This window comes from Sphingobacterium sp. LRF_L2 (assembly GCF_965644235.1).
GTDB lineage: Bacteria > Bacteroidota > Bacteroidia > Sphingobacteriales > Sphingobacteriaceae > Sphingobacterium.
This window is the reverse complement of the sequence record NZ_CBFFRI010000001.1, coordinates 670,395-692,250: the sequence shown is the minus strand read 5'-3', so window position 1 is coordinate 692,250 and position 21,856 is coordinate 670,395. Positions and strand designations below refer to the sequence as shown.

Genomic DNA, 21,856 nt, shown 5'->3' with positions numbered 1-21,856 from the left:
ACTGTATACCTAAAAGAAAGGAAAATAGAGATATCTTAATGTATTTTCTTTGAATATTTGTAGGTTTGAGAAACAATGTACCTGAATATATGAAACAAAAACTAAAACTTTGGGATGCAATCATGATTGTTATGGGATCGATGATTGGAAGTGGGATTTTTATCGTCAGTTCAGATATGATGCGACAATTGGGATCTGGATATTGGCTTATTTTTGTTTGGTTATTGACCACCTTAGCAACAGTCTCCGCAGCAATTTGCTATGGAGAGCTGGCCTCTATGTATCCACGTGCGGGGGGACAATATGCTTATCTCACGGAAACATTTGGTAAGATGACAGGTTTTTTGTACGGGTGGAGCTTATTTACAGTTATTCAAACAGGGACAATTGCAGCAGTAGCAGTGGCTTTTGGAAAATTTACAGCATATATTTTTCCAGCATTGAATAATGCATCACCCTTATATCAACAAGGGAATTTTATGATCACTTGGATGCAAATTGTGGCGATAGGAGTTATTCTCGCATTGACAGCCATTAATACGAGAGGATTGCAATCAGGAAAAGTTGTACAGTCAATTTTTACGGCAGCGAAAATAATTGCACTTGTGGTTCTTGTTATTGGTGGTATTTATTTTGTGCGTGAGAATTTCTTTGCAGATAATATGCGTGTAGGATGGTCTTCTTTTCAGAATCTCGATGGTAAAAGTTGGAATGAAATATCGGGTAATGTGCTTTTGGGAGGGATTGCAGCGGCAATGGTAGGATCAATTTTTAGTAGTGTCGCATGGGAGAACGTAACTTTTATATCAGGAGAGGTCGAAAATCCACAGCGAAATATTGTGCGTGCAATGGTCATTGGAACCACACTTGTTATGCTACTTTATTTATTCTGTAATTATGTTTATCTAAGTACATTGAATCGTGATGAGATTGCTTTTGCGGCAAACGATAGGGTAGCAATTGCGTCCGCAGAAAAGTTATTAGGACATACAGGGACAATTGTTATGGCCATTTTAGTTATGATTTCCACATTCGGTTGCGTGAACGGGCTCGTTCTATCTGGAGCGCGAGTTTTTCAGACGATGGCGAAAGACAAGCTCTTTCTCAAGCAAGCTATCCCCAATAATAAATATGCAGTTCCAGCGAAGTCGTTATGGTTACAAGGAATTTGGGCTTCGTTATTATGCTTAAGTGGACAATATGGAAATCTGTTAGATATGGTTTCTTTTGTTATCGTCATATTCTATATGATCACAGTTTTGGGCGTGGTTTATCAACGCTGGCGTAAGCCGCTCATCGATCGTCCTTATAAAACTTTTTTATACCCGATACCGATTATTATTTATGTATTAATTGGAGGTACATTTTGCCTGTTATTGATGATTTATAAGCCCCAATATACGTGGCCTGGTTTTATATTAATATTATTAGGAATTCCTTTGTATTTTATTATTAACAGAAAAGATAAAAATTAGAGAACTAATCTCTCAATTTATCTATCTTAGATGTGATATGAGATATACGCTAAGACATGCTGAACAGCTAGAAATACCCCAAATATGGGATGTATTAAGCTATGCAATTTCTAAAAGAAAGGAAGAAGGCAGTACACAATGGCAGGATGGATATCCCAACCCTACCGTTGTTGCTCAGGATATTGAAAATAAAGTGGGATTTGTATTGGTGGATGGGGAGGAGATCGCTGGATATTGTGCTCTAATTTTTAACGACGAGCCAGCATATGAAGAAATAAATGGTAAATGGTTAACCGATGGAGACTTTTTGGTATTCCATAGAGTGGCTTTTGGAAAAGAGTATGTCGGAAAAGGTTTGTCGAAAATTTTATTGCAGCTCATCGAACAATTTGCGATAGATAATGGTATTGTTAGTGTTCGAGCTGATACCAATTTTGATAATCAGGCGATGTTAAAAATCTTCGAAAAATCGGGATACAGCTATTGTGGCGAAGTCTATTTTAGAGGTAGTTCCCGACAAGCTTTTGAAAAGGTTTTATAAGTTTGACGAGTGGATACAATTCGAAGCTAACTGATCATGTAGTCTGAATACACAAGTTTAAGATTTCAGGTGTGATGGTATATTGGGCGCTTCTGAGGGAATGCAGATAAATAAAATTGCTGTGCCTGTTTAGATGCGAATTTAAAATGAAGTAAAATCTGTCATAGCAATCCCGTATAACAATAACACTATAGAATACGGAAAACCGTATGGATTTCTAGTAAGGTATAGTACATTTGTACTGAATTAGGAAAAGGGCTAACACTTGGTATTATGACTTTCCATTCTGTATTAAAATACAAATTCTTATGTTTAAAAAAGTTCTCATTGCTGAAGATCATGAAATCGCAAATATTTCTGTTCAAAAAACATTACAAGATTTGGGTATTCAAGATGCGAAATACGTCTATTACTGTGATCATGCCTTAAATTGGATAAAAAATGCGCTTCGAGATGGCGATCCTTATGAGCTGCTTATTACTGATTTAATATTTGAAGATGATCATATTCCACAAAATATTGCAGATGGTGTCGAATTGGTCAAGGCAGTGAGAGCTGTGCAGGAAGATATCAAAGTTATTGTGTTATCCGCGGAAAGTCGTGTAGGGGTAATTGACGATCTATTTAGGGAACAGTCTATTGATGGTTACGTCCGCAAAGCCCGTCGCGATGCACAATATCTTAACGAGGCATTACATGCTGTGTATAAGAATAAAATATATCAATCGCCAGAAATCAAAGAACATGCGCGTGATAAAAATATCCACGAATTCACCACGCTAGATCTTCATATTATCGCTTTACTCGCACAAGGAATCCCTCAAAAAAATATACCCTTCTATTTACAGCAAAAACAGATCAAGCCTTCTGGTTTGAGTAGTATCGAAAAACGGCTTAACCTTATGCGTGAAGTTTTAGAGTTTTCTAAAAATGAACAGCTTATCGCTTATTGTAAAGATATTGGTTTAATTTAAGCTTTGTTGCCAATTATTTTCTGTTTTACGGGTTCCCGTAAATAATACCTTTTTAGTATCTATATCTTTGGGGAAATGTAAAAAATGGACTGAGGTATTAGGTATCTTTTCTAAGCATGTATTCGAACTTATTTAAAATTCTTTGCGTAGTCCATACTAATATATAAAAGACAGAAAAATGTTTATAACGATTAGTGGCAAAAATGTTGATGCTACCCACTATTCGTACTAAAAGATCCAGTGTTCACGTATTAACTTAATTATGAACGTGCCAGAGGCTACTTCGGTAGCCTCTTCTTCTTGTGGGGCTACCACATATTTTTTTCGAATTTCGGTGTCATGTATAAAACTTTTGTAGAATAAACAGAATAGAAATATACGATTTAAGGTGATCGATGTTTTGCTCTTAAAATAGAGCTATGAAACTATGCAGACCAATTGATGCTATGAAAATAGGAATGTAGTATATTTTCATTGTACTGGATAAGATCTTCAAGTTGCTGAAGGATAGTTGGTCATCTTATGGGAGAAGACTCTTGCCTCTCGAAGATAGAACGCTATGGACAAATCAGAAAGTGATTGAAAAATTGTGTATGAGCGAAAGCAAGTATAATTGGAAGGTCCGCTCGGGATTGCACGATCCCATGAACTTGAACGAGACGGATTTTTACGTCGAAGAGGACCTTCTGAAGGCTATGGAAGAGAGCCGAAATAAGGGCAGAAGCTGAAAAATTTGTCATAACCTGATGTAAGTCTGTCGTAACCGGAACCTAGTTTGTGATAAACTTGAATGCGTTTGTGGTAGACTTGGTTGAGTTTGTGACAACTTTGGTTGCGTTTGTGACAAAAGCAATCGCGGTTGTTACAGATTGATATGCGGTTGGGGTGTCAGATGCAAGTTGACGACAAACTTGATTGCTTCTGCGACAGACTTGGTTACGTTTGTGATAAACTCATTCTAGTTTGCGACAAAAGCAGTCACGTTTGTGATAGACTCATATGCGGTTGAGACAAACGTACATCGGGTTGCTTCAGACTTAATGTCGGTTATGGGGGATTTTTTGTTGTTTCTGGCAGGAGACAGGCCAGAAAGGGTCCGATTGGGTCAAATCGGGTCAAAATTTCTTTATGAGGGTCTGTTTTTTTAGTTTGTACTGTTCGGATAGCTAGTGAGGAATTTTGTGAATAAATTTCAAATTCTAATTTCCACTAAGATTTTCTAGTTATTAAATACTGCTAAATAAAAAGAGGAAGTATTTACTTTACTTCCTCTTTTTATGATCTATTCTTTTCTTATTACTTTGTTGCTGGAACTGCAGGTGTCGCTGGTACAGCATTTGCAGGAATTCCTAATTTGCTTTTTACTTCAGCTGAAATATCCTCTCCACCTTGGAAATAAATAACACTACCATTTGATGTGTCAAGGACATAAGCATAGCCTTTTTCTTTCGCTACAGCATTGATTGCATTCATTACTTTAGTCTGGATAGGAGCCAATAACTCTTGTTGTTTTTTACCCAGTTCTTCTTGAGCCACACGTTGAACTTCTTGAATACGTTGTTCGATATTTTGAAGTTCTTGACCTAAGGTTTGCAATTCTGCATCAACTGCAGTTTTGTTCGCTTCACTACGATTTCTTAATTTTTCATTTGCATCGTTTTGTTTCTTCTGATACTCCTCATACATCCCTTGCAATTCTTTTGTTTTGGTATCATTTAAAGTTTTCAATTGATCATTTGCTGTTTTGAACTCCGGTGTCATTTGAAAGACATCGTCAGCATTGATATGACCAATTTTCTGTTGAGCATTCACATATTGTGAGCTCAAAAACACCACCGCCACTAAAGCTACACTTCTAAATAAATTTTTCATTCTTTCCATTTTAATCATTTTGTATCAGTGCTCCGAAGGAGGTAATACGGTTTTTGTTTTTTATAAAATAATGTTAATAATTAATTTTTTTCTATTATTTAGACAAGTATAAACAAAAAAATTAGTTTGCCAAGCTAGGATCTGGTTTGAAACCTAATTTTGTAATGATATCATTACTTTTATCAAGTTTGGGATTAGCGAATAAGAACGTTACCTCACTTCCTTTATCTAAAATAAGATCTAGTCCCTGATTTGTAGCTACATCTTGTATTGCCTTTGCTACGCGATCTTGAATAGGTTTAACCAATCTAATCCGTTCTTTGTATAGTTCGCCTTCATAACCGAATTTAAGACGTTGAAATTCCTTTACCTGTTTCTCTTTATTGACAATCTCATCTTCTCTACGTTTACGCATGTCATCATTTAATAAAACTTGATCATTTTGATACGCCTTATACAACTGTTCTATTTCACCATATTGTTTGTCGACCTCTTCTTGCCAGTTTGTGGAAAGATCATCCAAATGCTTTTGCGCAGAAACATATTCTGGAATGTGTTTCAGGATGTATTCTGAATCAACGTATGCTAAACGTTGAGCAAAACTCGCGCTTACGGAAAAAGCAATAAAGGCTATGATTAAAACTATTTTTTTCATACGTGTATAATTTTCTCGAATTTACTTCTATTTGTTTACTTATTAATGAATTAATCTTATTACAGATATTCATTTTTGATAGCTACTTTGTATTATCAAAGAAACGATTAATTCAGTTGAATTGCTACTTTTCTCTTTCAAATTTTAAGACAATTTTAGTTTTAAAAAGTTTAATACTCCAAAACAATAAGCTAACAAATTGAAGCTCTTTCTATTGGCAAAAATAGCAAAAAACGGACAAATATAGCTTGTATTTGCTTGTTTAACATAATTTAACTACTCTATAAAAGGTGAGAGAAGAGACAATCTCGATTCCGTGAGATTTTCTTCCTTTTGTTTTTCATTTTATGAATGGAGAATAAATCAAAAATCCCTTGCCATTTTCTATTGACAAGGGATTTTCGGTTAGTCTTTGGAGCATTCGGATTCTAGAAGCCTCCCATATTTTGAAGTATACTAAACGTGAAGTTCTGTTTCCATTGACTCGATTGTAGACCTGGTATAGGATCGAATGCATGTCCATAGTCTATACCCAACATACCGAATATAGGTAAGAAAATACGTGCTCCAACACCAGCAGATCTGCGCATTTTTAAAGGATTCACTTCGCTAAATTTATTCCATGTATTTCCTGCTTCCGCAAACGCCAAAACGAATACTGTCGCCTGATCATTTAACATAACAGGATGTCTTAGCTCCATTTGATATTTAGCATATATTGGGCTACCCGAGTTGATTGCTATGTTAGCGTAACCATTTCCTGTAGATTCTGGTATGATTGTTCCGTTGGCATAACCGCGCATAGCAATAATTTCTGAGCCTTGAAGGAAGTCAAATCCTTGCATACCATCTCCCCCTAGCTTGAAACGTTCAAATGTAGAAGTAGGTGTTTTGTCTGTATAATTTCCTAGGTAACCAAATTGAGCTTGGGTTTTCAATACGAGCTTTCCTGCAATTTTTGTATACCATTGGCTATCAAATTTCCATTTGTGATATTCTGTCCATTTGTATTTAACATTATCAGCTGCGGTAGCATAGTCAATATTGTTCCAAGAAGAATATGGAGGAGTTAACTGTATCGTCAAACGAATATGCGAACCCGATGTAGGATATATAGGGGCATCTACCGAGTTTCTACTGATTTCTTGCGTTAGGTTGATGTTATAGGCCGTTCCATCTGAGAATAGAAAATAATTCCCATAATTCTGTAGCTTATAACGTTGGAACGATAGCGATGTGTTGACTTGAAAATAGTTATCCGGCCACTGAAGACGTTTACCTAATGTTGCTGTAACTCCCGTCATCCATATACGATTTAATTCCGAATCACTCACAAGCTGTTGTCCTGTGTAATAGTTGAAACCGCCATAAGAAGAGCTCGAGGTATAAGCACTTAATCCAAAGTAGATAGGCTTTTTACCTCCCAGCCAAGGTTCTGAGAATGAGAAACTATAGGATTGGTAACGTTTTCCTGAGGTTTGTCCACGTACACTTAATTTTTGGCCGTCACCTCTAGGAAGTGGTTTCCAGGCATCTCTATTGAATAAATTGCTAGTAGAAAAGTTATTGAAAGTTAGACCAAGTGTTCCAATCACTTGGCCAGCACCATATCCCCCAGATAGTTCAACTTGATCAGAAGGTTTCTCTGCCACCGTGTATTCGATATCTGTTGTTCCTTCTTCGTAATTTAAATTTGTAGGAACTGGATTTACTTTTTGTTCATCAAACATACCCAGTTGGGAAATCTCACGTACACTACGCATCAACATCTCTCTAGAGAACTTCTGCCCAGGTTTAGTGTAAATCGAGCGAAGAACAACTTTATCGTTAGTTACATCATTTCCTTTGACAATAACATTGTTAATTGTAAACTGCTTTCCTTCACTAACAACGATTTCAATATCTATCGTGTCATTATAGATCTTTTTGATGATAGGTTGAATTCCGAAAGTGAGATATCCATCGTTTTGATATAAAGCGCTAATATCATCACTATTTCTTGTAGGTCCGGATAACTTGGTGTTTAGCTTTTCTTCACTATAAATATTGCCTTTCTCAATACCTAAAATGATATTTAATACCGAATCTGAAAATTTAGAATTTCCTGACCATTCTATATTTCCAACATAATAACGAGGCCCTTCGTACAAGTTTAGGTATACATCCACTTCATTATTGTCATATCTTACCACACTATCGGATAAGATTTGAGCATCTCGGTATCCCTTATCTTGCATTTTTGCAACAAGATTCTCCTTAGCCTCTTTATACTTGTCGTCTTTGAATTTTCCAGGACCAAACACTCTATACCAGCGACGAGGTTTAACACCTTTCAAGAATTTTCGCAATTGTTTGTTGCTGAAGGCATCCTGCCCATCAAAATGAACTTGATGAACCTTAATTTTCTTATTTTTGTTCACATCTACAATAACGATCTCATTGTTAGCCTGTGCAGTATCTTTTTCCGTAGATATTTTAATTTCAGGATATAGATACGATTTTTCTCGTAGAAATTTCTGTATAGTTGCTTGAGTGGTCTTGATTAGGTTTTCGTTGACAATTTTTCCAGAATTTGTGTTCAGACGTTTTCTAATTTCATCAGTTTCTCCTTTTTTCAGACCATTGATATCAATTCTGGTAAGACGAGGTCGTTCCTGTACGCGGATTTCAAGAAAAATATTGTCTCCTTCGATGCGCTCCGCATAAAGTTGAACATCGTCAAAAAGATTTTGAGACATAAGCGTCTTCACTACGTTTGCAGTAGCTTCACTGGGTACTTCTAAGTACTGACCAACCACGAGTTTCGATATCGTGATAAGGACATCACTATCTAAATATTGTGTGCCCGAAACACGTACTGCTCCAATAACATAATTTTTCGGTGCTAGGTAAGTAATTTCATCAGGATCGTTCAAATTTATAGGATTGTTGCCACGAATTTGAGCGATTAATTGTTGTCCTCCAAGAAGTACAGTAAATGTTATTAGATATAGTATGCGCTTCATTTATTCTTTTTTCTCGGTGCTAAAGTACACCAATCTGTTGTTAATTTTTGTTAAAAGAAAATAATTAATAGCCAAGGTATTAATCAGACGTTAATTATTGCTGTAAAGGTAAGTAAAACTTATAATTGTTCACTCGTTTTACCAAACCGTCGCTCTCTTTGTTGGTAATTATAGATCGTTTCAAATAAATCTTCTCTGGTAAATTCAGGCCACATTTTATCTAAAAAGCAAAATTCAGTGTAAGCCATTTGATAAAGTAAATAATTACTAATCCGCTGTTCACCACTTGTTCGAATCATCAGGTCAGGATCAGGTATCCCTGCAGTAAATAGATTTTCACTGATTAAACTTTCGTTGATGTCGTCTACAGATATTTCACCATCTATAACTTTTCGAACGATGGCTTTCGTAGCCTCTACGATCTCTGCTCGCGACCCATAGCTGAGTGCTAAGGTTAATACACATGTATTATTATCTTTCGTTAGTTCGATAGTGTCGGCTAGTTTAGATTGGCAATTTTTGGGTAAATCTTGAAGGTTGCCAATTGTATTTAAACGTACACCATTTTTCATAAATGTTGCCGTTTCTTTTGCGAGGGTGTTTACTAAAAGTTCCATGAGTGCTTGTACCTCTAACTTTGGACGATTCCAATTCTCCGAAGAAAAAGCATACAATGTTAGATATGGAATTCCAATTTTTACGCAACCTTCCATGGCCTCCCTTACTGCAGACACGCCATTTTGATGGCCGAAAATTCGCAATTTTCCTATCCCTTTTGCCCACCTTCCATTGCCATCCATAATGATAGCTACATGTTTTGGAAGATTCTTTTTATTTATTTTTTCCTCGAAGCTCATTTTTGTCAAAAACCTTGTTTTAATATTAATTCCACCAATAGCATTTTTTGCTGATGAAAGTAAACGTTACAGTTATGCCCGCAAGCATGTAACCATCGTGAGGCCTACCGTTGCCTTTTGGTTTGCCTTCGTAATCACTCACAGATTCTACACTCGGAAAAGCTATTGATTTCCACCACTCTTCTGTTAGTTCCTTGTACGTATTTTGATAATTAATTGGATATTGATCCGCATAGGGATAATTATTAGCTATATTATCTAAGTTGTCATTCAGTGCAATGCGGTAGCCTAGTTCAGCGCCTATAGACCACGGACCTCTAACATTGTATTTGAAGCCAACACCAAATGGAATAGCAAAAGCGAATTTTTTAACGGTATTATCCTCTTGTAATTGAAGGTCTTCAAGGGAATGCTTGGTGCCGTTTTCTGTAAAGGCATAAGGGTTGTGCTTGATACCTGCGATCCCCGCGAATAAATAAGGTGTATACTTATTTACGTTACGACCTGCAATGAAACGGAAAAAATTAAAATTAGCTCTTACCGAAAGCTCGCTAACATGATTGTTGAACATTTGACCTCGTTGTCTTCTGTAGTCATCAGTATCGTCCAAATCCGATCCCGTTAGATGTGCGTACTGATAAGAAGCTTGTACACCCCATGTCGGATTGAAATTGTGAACAACATGAATGCCAGCGCCGATGCTTTTAAAATAAAAAGGATTATTAGGATTAATATCGCCCATGAAACCTGTTGTCCCCACATTGCCCCCGATTTCCCATTGTTGCGCCTGGGCAATAGGAAATCGACTCCAAAGAACGACAATGAGTATATAGACTAAATGTTTCAATTTTGGGTTCTTTTTTGGCTGTAAATATAATTCTTTTAGTAGAATAAGGGCAATTTAATTGTGTTAAAAATAGTGTTTAATAGTTTCTGACGTCCAAGCCCCATAGTAATTTTTCTCGAAGTGTACTGAAAAAACTATCAGATGCCAAGCGAATTAAATGAATACGGAACGGCGCTCTACGGATAGACAATTTGGTATGCGTATCGAGTGTCTCACTCTTTGAATCGCAACTTAAAATATATTTATCGGTTCTACTTTCTATCTCGAGTTCCAATTCACTTTCTGCAGAGATGATAATCGGCCGAACGTTTAAGTTGTGTGGAGAAATAGGGGTGATGACAAAGTTACCACTGCCTGGCATAATAATAGGGCCGCCACAACTGAGGGAATAGGCTGTAGATCCTGTTGGAGTTGCTATAATAAGTCCATCTGCCCAATAGGAATTCAAGAGTTCCCCATTTAACGTTGCATTGATTGTAATCATCGACGATGTATCGTGTCGAAAAACTGTAATATCATTTAGGGCGAAGTTGTCTTGTCCAAAAATTTTACGGTCTGAGCCATTGACTTGTAGTACATCACGAGCCTGCAAAGTATATTCCCCGTTAAATATCGCGTCTAATGCTTGCGATATTTGCGTCTTATGAATAGAGGCCAAGAAGCCAAGGCGACCGAAATTAATTCCTGCAATAGGAATTCCGGAGTCCCGAACCTGTGAAACCGCAGATAACATTGTCCCATCTCCTCCTAAACTGAGCAAAAATAAAATGTCGTTTGGCAGATCCTGGTGGTTATAATAAAGTAAACAATCATCAGGACAATCAAATTGTAATTTCAGGAAGTCATAGAAGTCCGAGTGTATGTAGGTGAGTACATCTTTTTCCTTTAAATAAGAAAAGAGTTGCTGCACATAAGGGACAACAGATGAATTAAAAGCCCGTCCATATATCGCTATGGATTTTCTTTGCATGAGAGGGTGTTTTGATAATATTCTTTTGCAAAGATGCTAAAAAATGATAGAAACTTATAGATTTAAGTAATTCATTAGAATGTCGTAACGTTCTTTAATGTCGGAATCCTGACTGCCATCATTAAAGGTAGCTTTCACAACATAATCAAATCGCCAAAGCGAAGCAACCAAGGCTGAAATATTTTGTTTGTCCACCTTGATCGTAATCTCAATTTTTGTCGTATCCGGAATATCACGAATCGCTGTACTTATTATGCGTACATTCTCCGATTCGAATAAATGTGCGAGATGGGAGAACGATATATCATTTCGGCCTAATTCTAAGACGATAATTGCACCTAGATGCATGTTCCCAAGTGTATCATTTAGTGCTGAAAGGATTTCTGAAGACGAGAGCGTACCGAGGTACCTGTTCTCTTTATCTAAAATGGGAATTGGCTCTAGCTTGTGGATACTAACAAATTGCAAAGCATCATATATGTGTTGGTATTCATACAAATAAAGGAAACGAAAAGAAACAGAAAGCTCACGGAGCAATTGATGTTCTTCATGCGCTAAAAGTTGATCCTCTGTGACTAAACCTAAGTAGTCGTTTTCGTGTACGACAGGAAGCATAGAGATGTGAAATTCATTCACTTTGTCTAACGCCAATGAAACTGTATCATCGGGCTTGACCTCCAGATATTTTTTTGATAGAATTTCACCTATATACATGATGCTCCTGTTTTATAGTAAACATTCCAAACCAATAAACGTTTAAGATATGCTAATGTAAGAATAATCTATTATACCAGACACGATTTACATGTAAATAACTTTTTACATCATTAAAATATATTTTCATTAATTTTGCGCTGTCAATTATTATAATTAAGGCGTATTAATAAAAGCAAATGGTCGAAGAAGAAAGCGTAAAGTTTATACAAGTACGTGAAGTCATTCATAAAAAAAGTCCAAAATTGGCTAGATGGATTCCTAGACCGATCATCAGCTATCTCGAGCGCGTAATTCATGAAGATGATATAAATTATATTATGACAAAATTTAGAGATCAGTATGGTCTCGATTTTGTCGATGATTTGATAAATGAGCTTGGGGTGAACGTTGTTTTAGAAGGGGAAGAAAATATACCAGTAGACGATAGTGTTATTTTTGCATCTAATCATCCATTAGGAGGTTTAGATGGTATAGCTATTATGCATGCTATTGGTAAATATCGCCGAGATGTAAAATTTCTAGTCAACGATATTTTGATGAATATCAAAAATCTAGAACCACTTTTTATTCCTGTAAATAAAGTTGGAAATCAAGCTAAAAGTGGTATTATGGCAATTGATCAGGCTTATGCATCAGACAATGCATTGCTCATTTTTCCGGCAGGTTTGGTCTCTCGTAAAGTAAACGGAAAAATAGCTGATCTGGAGTGGAAGAAAAGTTTCATTGCGAAAGCAAAAAAATATAAGAGAGATATTGTACCTGTATATATCGATGGGAGAAATTCCAATTTTTTCTATAATTTAGCTAGACTAAGACAGAAGTTAGGGCTGAAGGCAAATCTAGAGATGTTATATTTGCCAGATGAGATGTTTTCACAACGAAATCAAACCGTAACTATTCGGATAGGGAAGCGTATTCCTTATCTGTATTTTGATCAATCAAAGAATGAACGGGAGTGGGCTCACGAAGTCAGAGAACGGGTTTATAAAATGGGGGAAAAGAAATAGAATATGCAAGAAATTATTGCGCCAGTAGATAGAGAGTTAATAAAAGCGGAGCTCACAAAAGAAGCCTTCGTACGTTATACCAATAATGGAAATAATGAGGTTTATTTAGTGAATTATCATTCAGCGCCTCATATTATGAAGGAAATAGGCCGACTGCGCGAACTTACGTTTCGTGGTGCCGGTGGTGGCACAGGATTAGCGCTAGATATTGATGAGAATGACACAAGTTTACATAATTACGATCAACTCATCGCTTGGAATCCAGAAGAGGAAGAGATTATTGCGGGGTATCGCGTGATTAAGTGTAAAGATGCGCTGGATAAAGAAGGGAATTTGCATTTATCCACTGCACATTATTTCCAGTTTTCTGAAACATTTAAAGAGGAATATTTACCCTACACATTGGAGTTAGGCCGATCATGGGTTCAACCGAGATTCCAACCAGCTATTGATAATAGGAAGGGGTTATTCTCTTTGGATAATCTTTGGGATGGTCTTGGCGCTCTTGTTATGATTAATCCGGATATTAAGTATCTTTTTGGTAAGGTAACGATGTATCCGCACTACAATGCTGTAGCGAGAGATCTGCTGATTTATTTTATGGAACATTACTTTCCAGACAATGAAAAATTAGTTGTTCCCTTCGAAAAATTGAATATCACGTATAAAACTGATATCACAGCTTTCCGAGGTATTTTTGATGGATTGCCATATAAAGATGGTTACAAAGTTTTAAATACCAAAGTAAGAGAACTCGGAGAGAACATTCCGCCGCTAATCAATACTTATATGAATCTTTCTCCTACGATGCGGACTTTTGGTACCGCCATGAACGATGAGTTTGGAGAGGTTGAGGAAACTGGAATTATGATTACGCTCGAAGATATTTATCCTGCAAAAAAGGAACGCCATATGGTGACCTACGAGCGAGACAAAGTCTTTGGAACTAAACCTCAAAAATAAAAGGTTGAAATTTATATAACCAACTTATCTTTCCTTCTTTTAGTACAGCGAGGAATACAATGAATAAAAGAATGCTTTTAGAGCAGGAATAACAGATATCTGTTATTCCTGCTCTAAAAGCATTTCAATATGAGGAATATCGTCTTCCAAATAAACTTCGCTAACTTTTTCGAAACCTAGATCTTCATAAAACCGCTGTAGATAAAGTTGTCCACTGATTCGAATCGGCGAGTTTGGAAAAATCTGATGCCAATAGGATATAGCTTCTTGCATTAGAATTTTACCTAATCCGTACTTCCTAAAACTTGGATGTACTACAACCCGGCCAATAGAAAGATCTTCATAGGATATTTTCTTTGGCAATAATCGGGCATAAGCTACGATTTTCCCCTCGTATACCCCAAATAGATGAAATGCTTGAACGTCTTTGTTATCACATTCACGGTATAAACACTGCTGTTCCAGCATAAATACATCAATACGCAATTGGAGTATTTCGTAAAGCTCATTCGGTGTTAGTGCGGAAAATGGTTTTATAGTCCACTGGCATTCCATCTTACGATAGTAAGGATTTTACAACTTCCGATATTGTTCTACCGTCGGCTTGTCCCGCCAATTTCTGATTCGCTGCTGACATAACTTTTCCCATATCTTTGACTGAGTTAACACCAAGTTCAGAAATGATATTTTTAATGATATCTTCGATAGTACTTCTATCTAATTGTTTCGGTAGGTATTCTTCAATAACCTGTTGTTCCTCTAATTCAATCTGATATAGATCTTCCCGATTCTGTTGTTTGTAGATTTCACCAGATTCTTTGCGTTGCTTTACGAGTTTTTGAAGAACTTTAATTTCAGCATCCTGGTTTAACTCTTCAGTATGCCCTTTTTCGGTTTTCGCTAACAAAATAGCAGCCTTAACAGCACGAAGACCTCGTAAACGGCTGTTATCCTTTGCAATCATTGCAGCCTTAATATCTTGATTGATTTTTTGTTCCAGTGACATGATGTTTTAAAATAAAATGTAATAAATAATTAATAAAAAATAAGCTTGTATTATGTATTAAGCGTTCCGTTTAACTAAAGTGGCACTAGCTTGTGCGGTAGGCATAACTATTAAATCATTGATATTGACATGGGTAGGACGAGATAGTACGAAAGATATAATTTCTGCGATATCTTTGCCCGAGAGAGGTGTCAGCCCGGCATATACATTTTTTGCACGTGTATCGTCTCCTTTGAATCGCACAGATGAAAACTCTGTTTCTACCATACCGGGGTCTATAGAGCTTACTCGGATGCCTTTTTCCAATAGATCAATTCGCATTGCCTTGCTCAATGCATCTACAGCATGCTTTGTTGCACAGTAGACATTTCCATTTGGATAAACTTCTTTTCCTGCTATGGAACCTATATTGATGATATGGGCATTTTCGCTATTCGACATGAGAGGAAGCGCATGCTTTGAAACATAAAGCAAGCCTTTAACGTTTGTGTCAATCATTCTATCCCAATCGCCGATATCCCCATTTTCTATACTATCCAAGCCTTGACTTAATCCAGCATTATTTATTAAAATGTCGATGTTAGCCCATTCGTCTGGTAGCGCATTTAATTTTTGTTGTACAGATTCTTGATCGCGAACATCAAGTTCAAAGCAAAATATCTCACAATTGGGATAGGATGTGTGTATTTCATGTTTGAGTTGCTCCAGTCGTTGTAACCGACGGGCACAAAGTAAGAGTCTATATCTTGATTCACCGGCAAGTGTTTTCGCACAGGCTTCTCCAATTCCCGAACTTGCTCCTGTGATGAGTACTGTTCTGCTCATTATTGAAAAATTAAACTAAATTGTATGTTTTTTATTTGTGTCTTTCCTAACGGTGCCATAAAAGCATTTTCTTGGCTAAGGATGTGTGAATGATCAAGAACATCACCCAGACTCTGTATAAATTTAATTTCCGGTGATACCCTGAAAAACGGAAAGAAAATCTCAACGCCTATGCCGGCCTCCCATGAAAAATAACCAGGCTTAAAAATTAAAGTTTGTGGTCGGTTTTCTAGTGGGACATTTGACCACTGTTTATATTCTCCAGAAATATCAATCCAGCGTGTATATCGGGTTCCAAGTGAAACATAGCCCCGATAACGGTGGAATTTGTTTTTTAGCATCTTCTCATCCGAGCGAAAGCGTAGCGAAAAAGGAAATTCAAGAGAGTTGAAATTAGAGCCTTGGGTATTATTCACCTCATGTCTCATACGTCGTGTGACATGCCTCTCTTCGCCGTCTTCTGTTCTACCGGAAAATTCGATTCCTTGATTGTTTATGAACATAAAACTCGGCTGGATCATGCTAGATAAATTGTCCGTAAATCTAATCTCGATAGGTATACCTACAGACATACCATGACTTACCGCAGACTCAATAGCTTGGAAACGATCCATATAAAGATCTCTATTTGCAGGATTGATTGTTTGAGATGTACCCATCGAACCCCAATTTTCCTTAAGTCCGATTTTGTATACCGAATTGACATAATTGTACTGTAATCCCATCGACAACCAAGCGTCTTCATCGTAAAAAGATGAAAAAGGTAATGATACTGATGGTTGTGCGTGCAATAAATTTGTCGCCGTCAAGACAGTTAATAGGTATACAATTACTTTTTTCATCTGTGTGAATTATTTACGTGTATTAAAAGTCATACATGCCAATGCGTTTTGTAAATTACTCGGTATGTTCCTTAATGTTCATGACTTGAGCAGCTTGTTCATCCCTTTACATTGCCAATGGAGCATGTTACAAATCTCATTTTGTACATTCGTAAATGGTACAAAATCCAAATGTTTGAGGCCTCACTTTAGTTTCCGAAAACCCTACGCTAGACGTGATCTTAGCAAATCGTTCACCATCTGGAAAATTAGCAACAGATTCTGGTAAATAGGAATAAGCATTGGAATCTTTCGAGATTACTTTCCCAAGTGCAGGTGTTAGCTTATGAAAATAAAAATGATAAAGCTGTTTAATAGGGAATGCTGTTGGATTGGATAGCTCTAGAATAATCGCTTTTCCTCCGGGTTTAAGTACCCGATGTATATCTGCTAGACCCTGTGGTAAATTCTCGAAATTTCGAACACCAAAGGCGACTGTAACAGCGTCGAAGGTTTCGTCTGCAAATTGTAGCTTCTCCGAGTCCCCTAATTGTACTTCAAAGCGATCTTGAAGGCCTTTCTTTGCAATTTTTTGCTTGGCCACATCGAGCATGCCAGAAGATATATCTACACCAATTATTTTTTTAGGGTTCAAAATTCGTAGGGATTCTAATGCAAAATCACCTGTGCCCGTAGCGACATCCAGAAGAAGTTGAGGCTTTATGCTTAGCAGAAGCCGTATGGCCTTTTTTCGCCATATGGTATCAATTCCCATCGTCATTAAGCGGTTCAGTACATCGTATGTCTTCGAAATGTTGTTAAACATATCAGCGACTTGTTCCTTTTTTCCACCTGCTTTGGTTTTATAGGGTTTTATAGATGAGGTTTCATTTGCCATAGAACAAAGATACAATATAGAAATGCAGTAAAAAAATCTCCAAAAAGGAATAATTGAGAATGGATTTTTTATAAGTGTTTGTTTCTGAATAGGAAGACTGAAATGAGAAGGATATTTTCTTTACCTCAAACTCGTAACTATCGTTTTTAACATATCTTTTAGTTATAAACATCTTGTTAACTTGTTGTTTTTCAGGTTTTACATTTTTATTTCCACATCTTTTCAACATAAAGTGTTTATAACTGAGGTTTCTTTTTTTGTGCTCTTAGGCCTGCTTTCGCAACCTTATTTAAAGTTGTTGTAAACAGTGTTTACAAATTGTTCAATTGTTCCTGTTTATTTTTTATATTTTTGTTACCCCGTTACGAGCACGGTGCACGAAGCACACATTTTTTAACTGAAGAACTTTTTTTGGAATGGCGACAGAGAGTGAATTTTCGAATAACAACGCGGGCAAACCCAATTTTACAAAGAAGAGGGCAAGTCTGAATAATTTGATTGGTGGGTTAGGTAAGTTACCTCCTCAAGCTTTGGATTTGGAAGAAGCGGTGCTAGGTGCGCTTATGCTCGAAAAAAATGCGCTTAGCGAAATTATCGATATTTTGAAGCCTGATTCTTTTTATAAAGAGGCACATCAAAAAATTTACGAGGCCATATTCAGTCTGTTTCAACAAACGTCTCCAATTGATTTATTGACAGTAACTACGGAATTGCGTAAAATGGGAGCCTTAGAGATGGTGGGAGGAGCCTATTATATTACGCAGTTAACAGACAGGGTGGTTTCTGCTGCAAATATAGAGTACCATGCGCGTATTATTTCTCAAAAATATATACAAAGGGAATTGATCAAAGTCTCTACGGAGATTATAAACAGTTCCTACGACGAAACTGCTGATATCTTTGATCTTTTGGATCATGCGGAAAAATCGCTTTTTGATATTGCCCAAAATAATCTTCGTCGTGATTCCAGGAAAATGGATGACATCATGCGTGAGGCTATTTCAAATTTAGAGTTATTGCGTGATAGAACAGATGGTTTAACCGGGATTCCTTCCGGTCTGACTGCATTAGATCGAATGACATCCGGTTGGCAGCCCTCCGATCTGGTAATTATTGCAGCTCGTCCAGCGATGGGTAAAACGGCCTTCGTATTGTCTGTAGCTAGGAATGCAGCTGTCGACCATCAGCGTGCTGTGGCTGTATTTTCTCTGGAAATGTCTTCGGTACAATTGGTTAATCGTCTAATTGCTGGGGAGACAGAAATTGAACAGGAAAAATTAAAAAAAGGTAATTTGGCTGATCATGAATGGCAACAATTGCATTCCCGTATTGGTCGCCTGACAGAGGCTCCCCTTATCATAGATGATACCCCTGCACTAAATGTTTTTGAATTTCGGGCGAAATGTCGTCGTCTGAAAGCACAACATGATATCCAGATGGTTATTGTGGATTACTTGCAATTGATGCATGGTAAGGCTGAAGGAAAAGGTGGAGGGAATCGTGAACAAGAGATTGGTTCGATTTCGCGCGCGCTCAAATCGGTAGCAAAAGAACTTAATATCCCTGTTTTGGCACTTTCGCAGTTATCTCGGGCAGTAGAATCTAGGCCGGGAAATAGTAAACGTCCCATGTTATCCGATTTACGTGAATCGGGATCTATTGAACAGGATGCGGATATGGTGTTGTTTCTTTATCGTCCAGAATATTATGGGTTGACGGAGGACGAAGAGGGAAGACCTACAGCGGGAATTGGAGAGGTAATCATAGCAAAACACCGTAATGGTGAAACTGGTATTGTGCCTTTAAAATTTGTTGGAAAATTTGTGAAATTCGTCGATCTCGAAGAGGATTTTGCTGGGGCAGGTGCTGATTCATTTGCGGGGGGGGCCGACAGCTTCGGCTCTGCAATGGCTCCTTCCGATTCTTTCGGCGGCTTCGGCGGTTTCGATGGTGGAGGAATAACGATGCCTTCTCGAATGAATGATATGCCAGATGATGCTCCATTTTAGGCTTTTTTTCATTGAATGCCTCTTTTTACTTACATATGCGGTATGGAATATTTTTCTTAATTTTACCGCTACTTTATTAGAACTTTCATAAAATTTAGGAGAAAGATTTGGATTATTTAGCAGGATTAAACCCCTCCCAACGTTCTGCTGTAGAACAAACGGAAGGTCCGGTCATGATTGTAGCGGGTGCAGGATCTGGAAAGACCCGTGTTATTACCTATCGCGTAGCTCATCTCATACAAAAGAAAGTAGATCCTTTCAATATCCTTGTGCTAACCTTCACAAATAAGGCAGCGAAAGAAATGCGTGAGCGGATTATGAATGTCGTGGGGCAGGAAGCTAAGAATATATGGATGGGAACTTTTCACTCTGTGTTTTCCCGTATTTTGCGTGTTGAAGCTGAACTCATCGGTTATCCTCGGAATTTCACCATCTATGATACGGATGACACAAAGAGTCTAATTCGGGCTATTATCAAGGAAATGAATTTAGATGATAAGCTTTATAATGCAAATCATGTATATGGCCGCATTTCTTCTGCAAAAAATAATCTAATATCCCCGCAGGAATATAATAAAAACGAGGCTATTCTGGCCGAAGATATAGCTAATGGTAGAGGCCAATTGGGGCAGATCTATTTGACCTATGCACAGCGTTGCTATCGTGCTGGAGCAATGGATTTTGACGATTTGTTGTTCAAGACAAATGTGCTTCTAAATAAACATCCAGATGTGCTTCATAAGTATCAGCATCAATTTAAATATCTTATGGTTGATGAGTATCAGGATACGAATTTTTCACAATATTTGATTGTCAAAAGATTAGCGGCTGTAAATGAAAATATTTGTGTTGTAGGTGATGATGCGCAAAGTATTTACGCTTTTCGCGGTGCAAACATCCAAAATATTTTAAACTTTCAGAAGGATTATCCGGATGTTCAGGTTTTTAAATTAGAGCAGAACTATAGGTCTACGAAGATGATTGTTAACGCTGCGAATAGCGTCATCGAGAAAAATCAGAATCAATTAGAAAAAAACGTGTTTTCCGAGAACGAAGATGGCGACAAGATTAAAGTAACACGCGCATTTTCGGATAATGAGGAAGGAAAGATTGTAGCTGAAGCCATTTCGCAAGAAAAGGCCTTAAAAAGTTTGAAGTATAAAGATTTTGCAATCCTTTATCGTACCAATGCGCAGTCTAGGGCTATGGAAGAGGCTTTACGGAAGTTGAACGTTCCCTATAAGATTTATGGCGGTACATCTTTTTACCAACGCAAGGAAATCAAAGATCTTATTGCCTATTTTCGTTTAACGTTTAATCCGAACGACGAAGAGGCATTAAAACGGGTTATCAATTATCCTAGGCGCGGTATTGGCGATACCACGCTAGAAAAAATACTAGTGTCTGCTGATAAGCAGCAATATCGACTGTGGGATGTCGTTGTTAATGCTCAGATGTTTCTCGATGGTCGAAGTGCGAGTGCCGTGGGGAATTTTGGTTTAATGATTCAAAGTTTTCAGGCCGTTGCAAAAACAAATTCTGCATTCGAAACCGCTATGCATATTGCACAGCATTGTGGGATTTTAAAAGATTTGTATGAAGATAAGTCTGTCGAGGGGCTCAATCGTTACGAGAATATCCAGGAGTTGCTGAATGGAATTAAGGAATTTTCAGAACGTGAGGATATTGAAGAGAAAGGACTCGATGTCTTTATGCAGGATATCGCATTGCTTACCAATGACGATAATGATAAAGATCCAAATGCGGATACGGTTTCTTTGATGACAATCCACTCTTCTAAGGGGCTTGAATTTCCGCAAGTTTTTATTGTAGGTTTAGAGGAGAACCTTTTTCCTTCACAATTGTCGTTAAATTCTCGTTCGGAGTTGGAGGAAGAAAGGCGTCTGTTTTATGTGGCCGTGACCCGGGCCGAAAAGAAACTTCATCTTTCTTATGCGACCTCACGTTACCGTTGGGGTACATTGAACAACTGTGAGCCAAGTCGATTTTTAGATGAATTAAATCCTGCTTGTTTAGAACTTGATTTTCAGCCAAGAAGTGTCGCTGCGGGTGTTGATGGTGGTTTTCAATCGGATCGGATAGCTTGGAAACAGAAGGAGGCAGACTCTTTTTCAAAACCCAAACCAAAAACAATTAAAACAACCTCTATTTTGCCTAAGGCCCACGTTCCGACTCCAGGCTTCGCTCCCTCAGATATTTCGGGGCTTCAAGTCGGTATGGAAGTGGAGCACGAGCGATTTGGTTTTGGCAAGGTCGTGAGTCTGGAAGGGAATAAGCCAGATATAAAGGCAACTATTTTCTTCAAAGAGTTGGGACAGAAACAATTGTTGCTTAAATTTGCAAAACTTAGAATAGTTTAATATAGAAAACAATAATAACTGCGCTAATCATAC

At 37.4% G+C, this 21,856-nt stretch carries 20 protein-coding genes; 8 read left to right on the top strand and 12 right to left on the bottom strand.

What is annotated here, in order from left to right; translation table 11 throughout:
* The first annotated feature begins 89 nt into the window (after nt 1-89).
* The 4 genes from ACSZOX_RS02790 to ACSZOX_RS02775 all read left to right on the top strand — a co-directional run bounded on the left by ACSZOX_RS02790 (nt 90) and on the right by ACSZOX_RS02775 (nt 3,718).
* The gene (locus ACSZOX_RS02790; RefSeq protein ID WP_437918229.1) at nt 90-1,475 is read left to right on the top strand and encodes an APC family permease; all 1,386 of its coding nucleotides are present in this window, start codon (nt 90-92) and stop codon (nt 1,473-1,475) included.
* Nucleotides 1,476-1,512: 37 nt separating this feature from the next.
* Nucleotides 1,513-2,016: an N-acetyltransferase family protein gene (locus ACSZOX_RS02785; RefSeq protein WP_437918228.1), complete on the top strand. Its 504-nt coding sequence runs from the start codon at nt 1,513-1,515 to the stop codon at nt 2,014-2,016.
* A gap of 308 nt (nt 2,017-2,324) precedes the next feature.
* On the top strand, nt 2,325-2,990 hold the full coding sequence (locus ACSZOX_RS02780; protein ID WP_437918227.1) for a response regulator: 666 nt from the start codon (nt 2,325-2,327) through the stop codon (nt 2,988-2,990).
* Between the two features lie 593 nt (nt 2,991-3,583).
* Nucleotides 3,584-3,718: a hypothetical protein gene (locus ACSZOX_RS02775; RefSeq protein WP_437918226.1), complete on the top strand. Its 135-nt coding sequence runs from the start codon at nt 3,584-3,586 to the stop codon at nt 3,716-3,718.
* A 568-nt stretch (nt 3,719-4,286) separates the two neighbouring features.
* Here ACSZOX_RS02775 and ACSZOX_RS02770 read toward each other — a convergent pair.
* The 7 genes from ACSZOX_RS02770 to ACSZOX_RS02740 form a co-directional block, all read right to left on the bottom strand.
* A complete protein-coding gene (locus ACSZOX_RS02770; RefSeq protein WP_437918225.1) occupies nt 4,287-4,871 on the bottom strand; it encodes an OmpH family outer membrane protein in 585 nt (194 codons plus the stop codon).
* 112 nt (nt 4,872-4,983) lie between these two features.
* Nucleotides 4,984-5,517: an OmpH family outer membrane protein gene (locus ACSZOX_RS02765; protein ID WP_437918224.1), complete on the bottom strand. Its 534-nt coding sequence runs from the start codon at nt 5,515-5,517 to the stop codon at nt 4,984-4,986.
* 428 nt (nt 5,518-5,945) lie between these two features.
* Nucleotides 5,946-8,522, bottom strand: coding sequence for an outer membrane protein assembly factor BamA (bamA, locus tag ACSZOX_RS02760; RefSeq protein WP_437918223.1), 2,577 nt, complete (start codon nt 8,520-8,522; stop codon nt 5,946-5,948).
* A gap of 119 nt (nt 8,523-8,641) precedes the next feature.
* Nucleotides 8,642-9,379, bottom strand: coding sequence for an isoprenyl transferase (locus ACSZOX_RS02755; protein WP_437918222.1), 738 nt, complete (start codon nt 9,377-9,379; stop codon nt 8,642-8,644).
* A 25-nt stretch (nt 9,380-9,404) separates the two neighbouring features.
* Nucleotides 9,405-10,226 carry a DUF6089 family protein gene (locus ACSZOX_RS02750; protein ID WP_437918221.1) on the bottom strand — a complete coding sequence of 274 codons (822 nt, stop codon included), beginning with the start codon at nt 10,224-10,226 and terminating at the stop codon, nt 9,405-9,407.
* A gap of 76 nt (nt 10,227-10,302) precedes the next feature.
* The gene (locus tag ACSZOX_RS02745) at nt 10,303-11,196 is read right to left on the bottom strand and encodes an NAD kinase (protein ID WP_437918220.1); all 894 of its coding nucleotides are present in this window, start codon (nt 11,194-11,196) and stop codon (nt 10,303-10,305) included.
* 54 nt (nt 11,197-11,250) lie between these two features.
* A complete protein-coding gene (locus ACSZOX_RS02740; protein ID WP_437918219.1) occupies nt 11,251-11,910 on the bottom strand; it encodes a CBS domain-containing protein in 660 nt (219 codons plus the stop codon).
* A gap of 179 nt (nt 11,911-12,089) precedes the next feature.
* Here ACSZOX_RS02740 and ACSZOX_RS02735 point away from each other — a divergent pair, with 179 nt between their 5' ends.
* Together ACSZOX_RS02735 and ACSZOX_RS02730 are read left to right on the top strand one after the other, a co-directional pair.
* Nucleotides 12,090-12,920: a 1-acyl-sn-glycerol-3-phosphate acyltransferase gene (locus ACSZOX_RS02735; protein ID WP_437918218.1), complete on the top strand. Its 831-nt coding sequence runs from the start codon at nt 12,090-12,092 to the stop codon at nt 12,918-12,920.
* Nucleotides 12,921-12,923: 3 nt separating this feature from the next.
* Nucleotides 12,924-13,883 carry a GNAT family N-acyltransferase gene (locus tag ACSZOX_RS02730; protein ID WP_437918217.1) on the top strand — a complete coding sequence of 320 codons (960 nt, stop codon included), beginning with the start codon at nt 12,924-12,926 and terminating at the stop codon, nt 13,881-13,883.
* A 102-nt stretch (nt 13,884-13,985) separates the two neighbouring features.
* Here the strand turns inward: ACSZOX_RS02730 and ACSZOX_RS02725 are convergent, their stop codons facing one another.
* From ACSZOX_RS02725 to ubiE, 5 genes are all read right to left on the bottom strand, one after another.
* Nucleotides 13,986-14,438 carry a GNAT family N-acetyltransferase gene (locus tag ACSZOX_RS02725; RefSeq protein WP_437918216.1) on the bottom strand — a complete coding sequence of 151 codons (453 nt, stop codon included), beginning with the start codon at nt 14,436-14,438 and terminating at the stop codon, nt 13,986-13,988.
* A 1-nt stretch (nt 14,439) separates the two neighbouring features.
* The gene (locus tag ACSZOX_RS02720; RefSeq protein WP_437918215.1) at nt 14,440-14,889 is read right to left on the bottom strand and encodes a GatB/YqeY domain-containing protein; all 450 of its coding nucleotides are present in this window, start codon (nt 14,887-14,889) and stop codon (nt 14,440-14,442) included.
* Between the two features lie 57 nt (nt 14,890-14,946).
* On the bottom strand, nt 14,947-15,714 hold the full coding sequence (locus tag ACSZOX_RS02715; RefSeq protein ID WP_437918214.1) for an SDR family NAD(P)-dependent oxidoreductase: 768 nt from the start codon (nt 15,712-15,714) through the stop codon (nt 14,947-14,949).
* The gene (locus tag ACSZOX_RS02710) at nt 15,714-16,556 is read right to left on the bottom strand and encodes a PorT (RefSeq protein WP_437918213.1); all 843 of its coding nucleotides are present in this window, start codon (nt 16,554-16,556) and stop codon (nt 15,714-15,716) included. Before ACSZOX_RS02710 ends, ACSZOX_RS02715 begins: the two co-directional genes overlap by 1 nt.
* Before the next feature lie 136 nt (nt 16,557-16,692).
* Nucleotides 16,693-17,433 carry a bifunctional demethylmenaquinone methyltransferase/2-methoxy-6-polyprenyl-1,4-benzoquinol methylase UbiE gene (gene ubiE / locus ACSZOX_RS02705; RefSeq protein WP_437918212.1) on the bottom strand — a complete coding sequence of 247 codons (741 nt, stop codon included), beginning with the start codon at nt 17,431-17,433 and terminating at the stop codon, nt 16,693-16,695.
* 416 nt (nt 17,434-17,849) lie between these two features.
* Between ubiE and dnaB the strand changes: the two genes are divergently transcribed.
* Together dnaB and ACSZOX_RS02695 are read left to right on the top strand one after the other, a co-directional pair.
* A complete protein-coding gene (gene dnaB / locus ACSZOX_RS02700) occupies nt 17,850-19,442 on the top strand; it encodes a replicative DNA helicase (protein ID WP_437918211.1) in 1,593 nt (530 codons plus the stop codon).
* Between the two features lie 107 nt (nt 19,443-19,549).
* Nucleotides 19,550-21,823: an ATP-dependent helicase gene (locus ACSZOX_RS02695; protein WP_437918210.1), complete on the top strand. Its 2,274-nt coding sequence runs from the start codon at nt 19,550-19,552 to the stop codon at nt 21,821-21,823.
* The last annotated feature ends 33 nt before the right edge of the window (nt 21,824-21,856 follow it).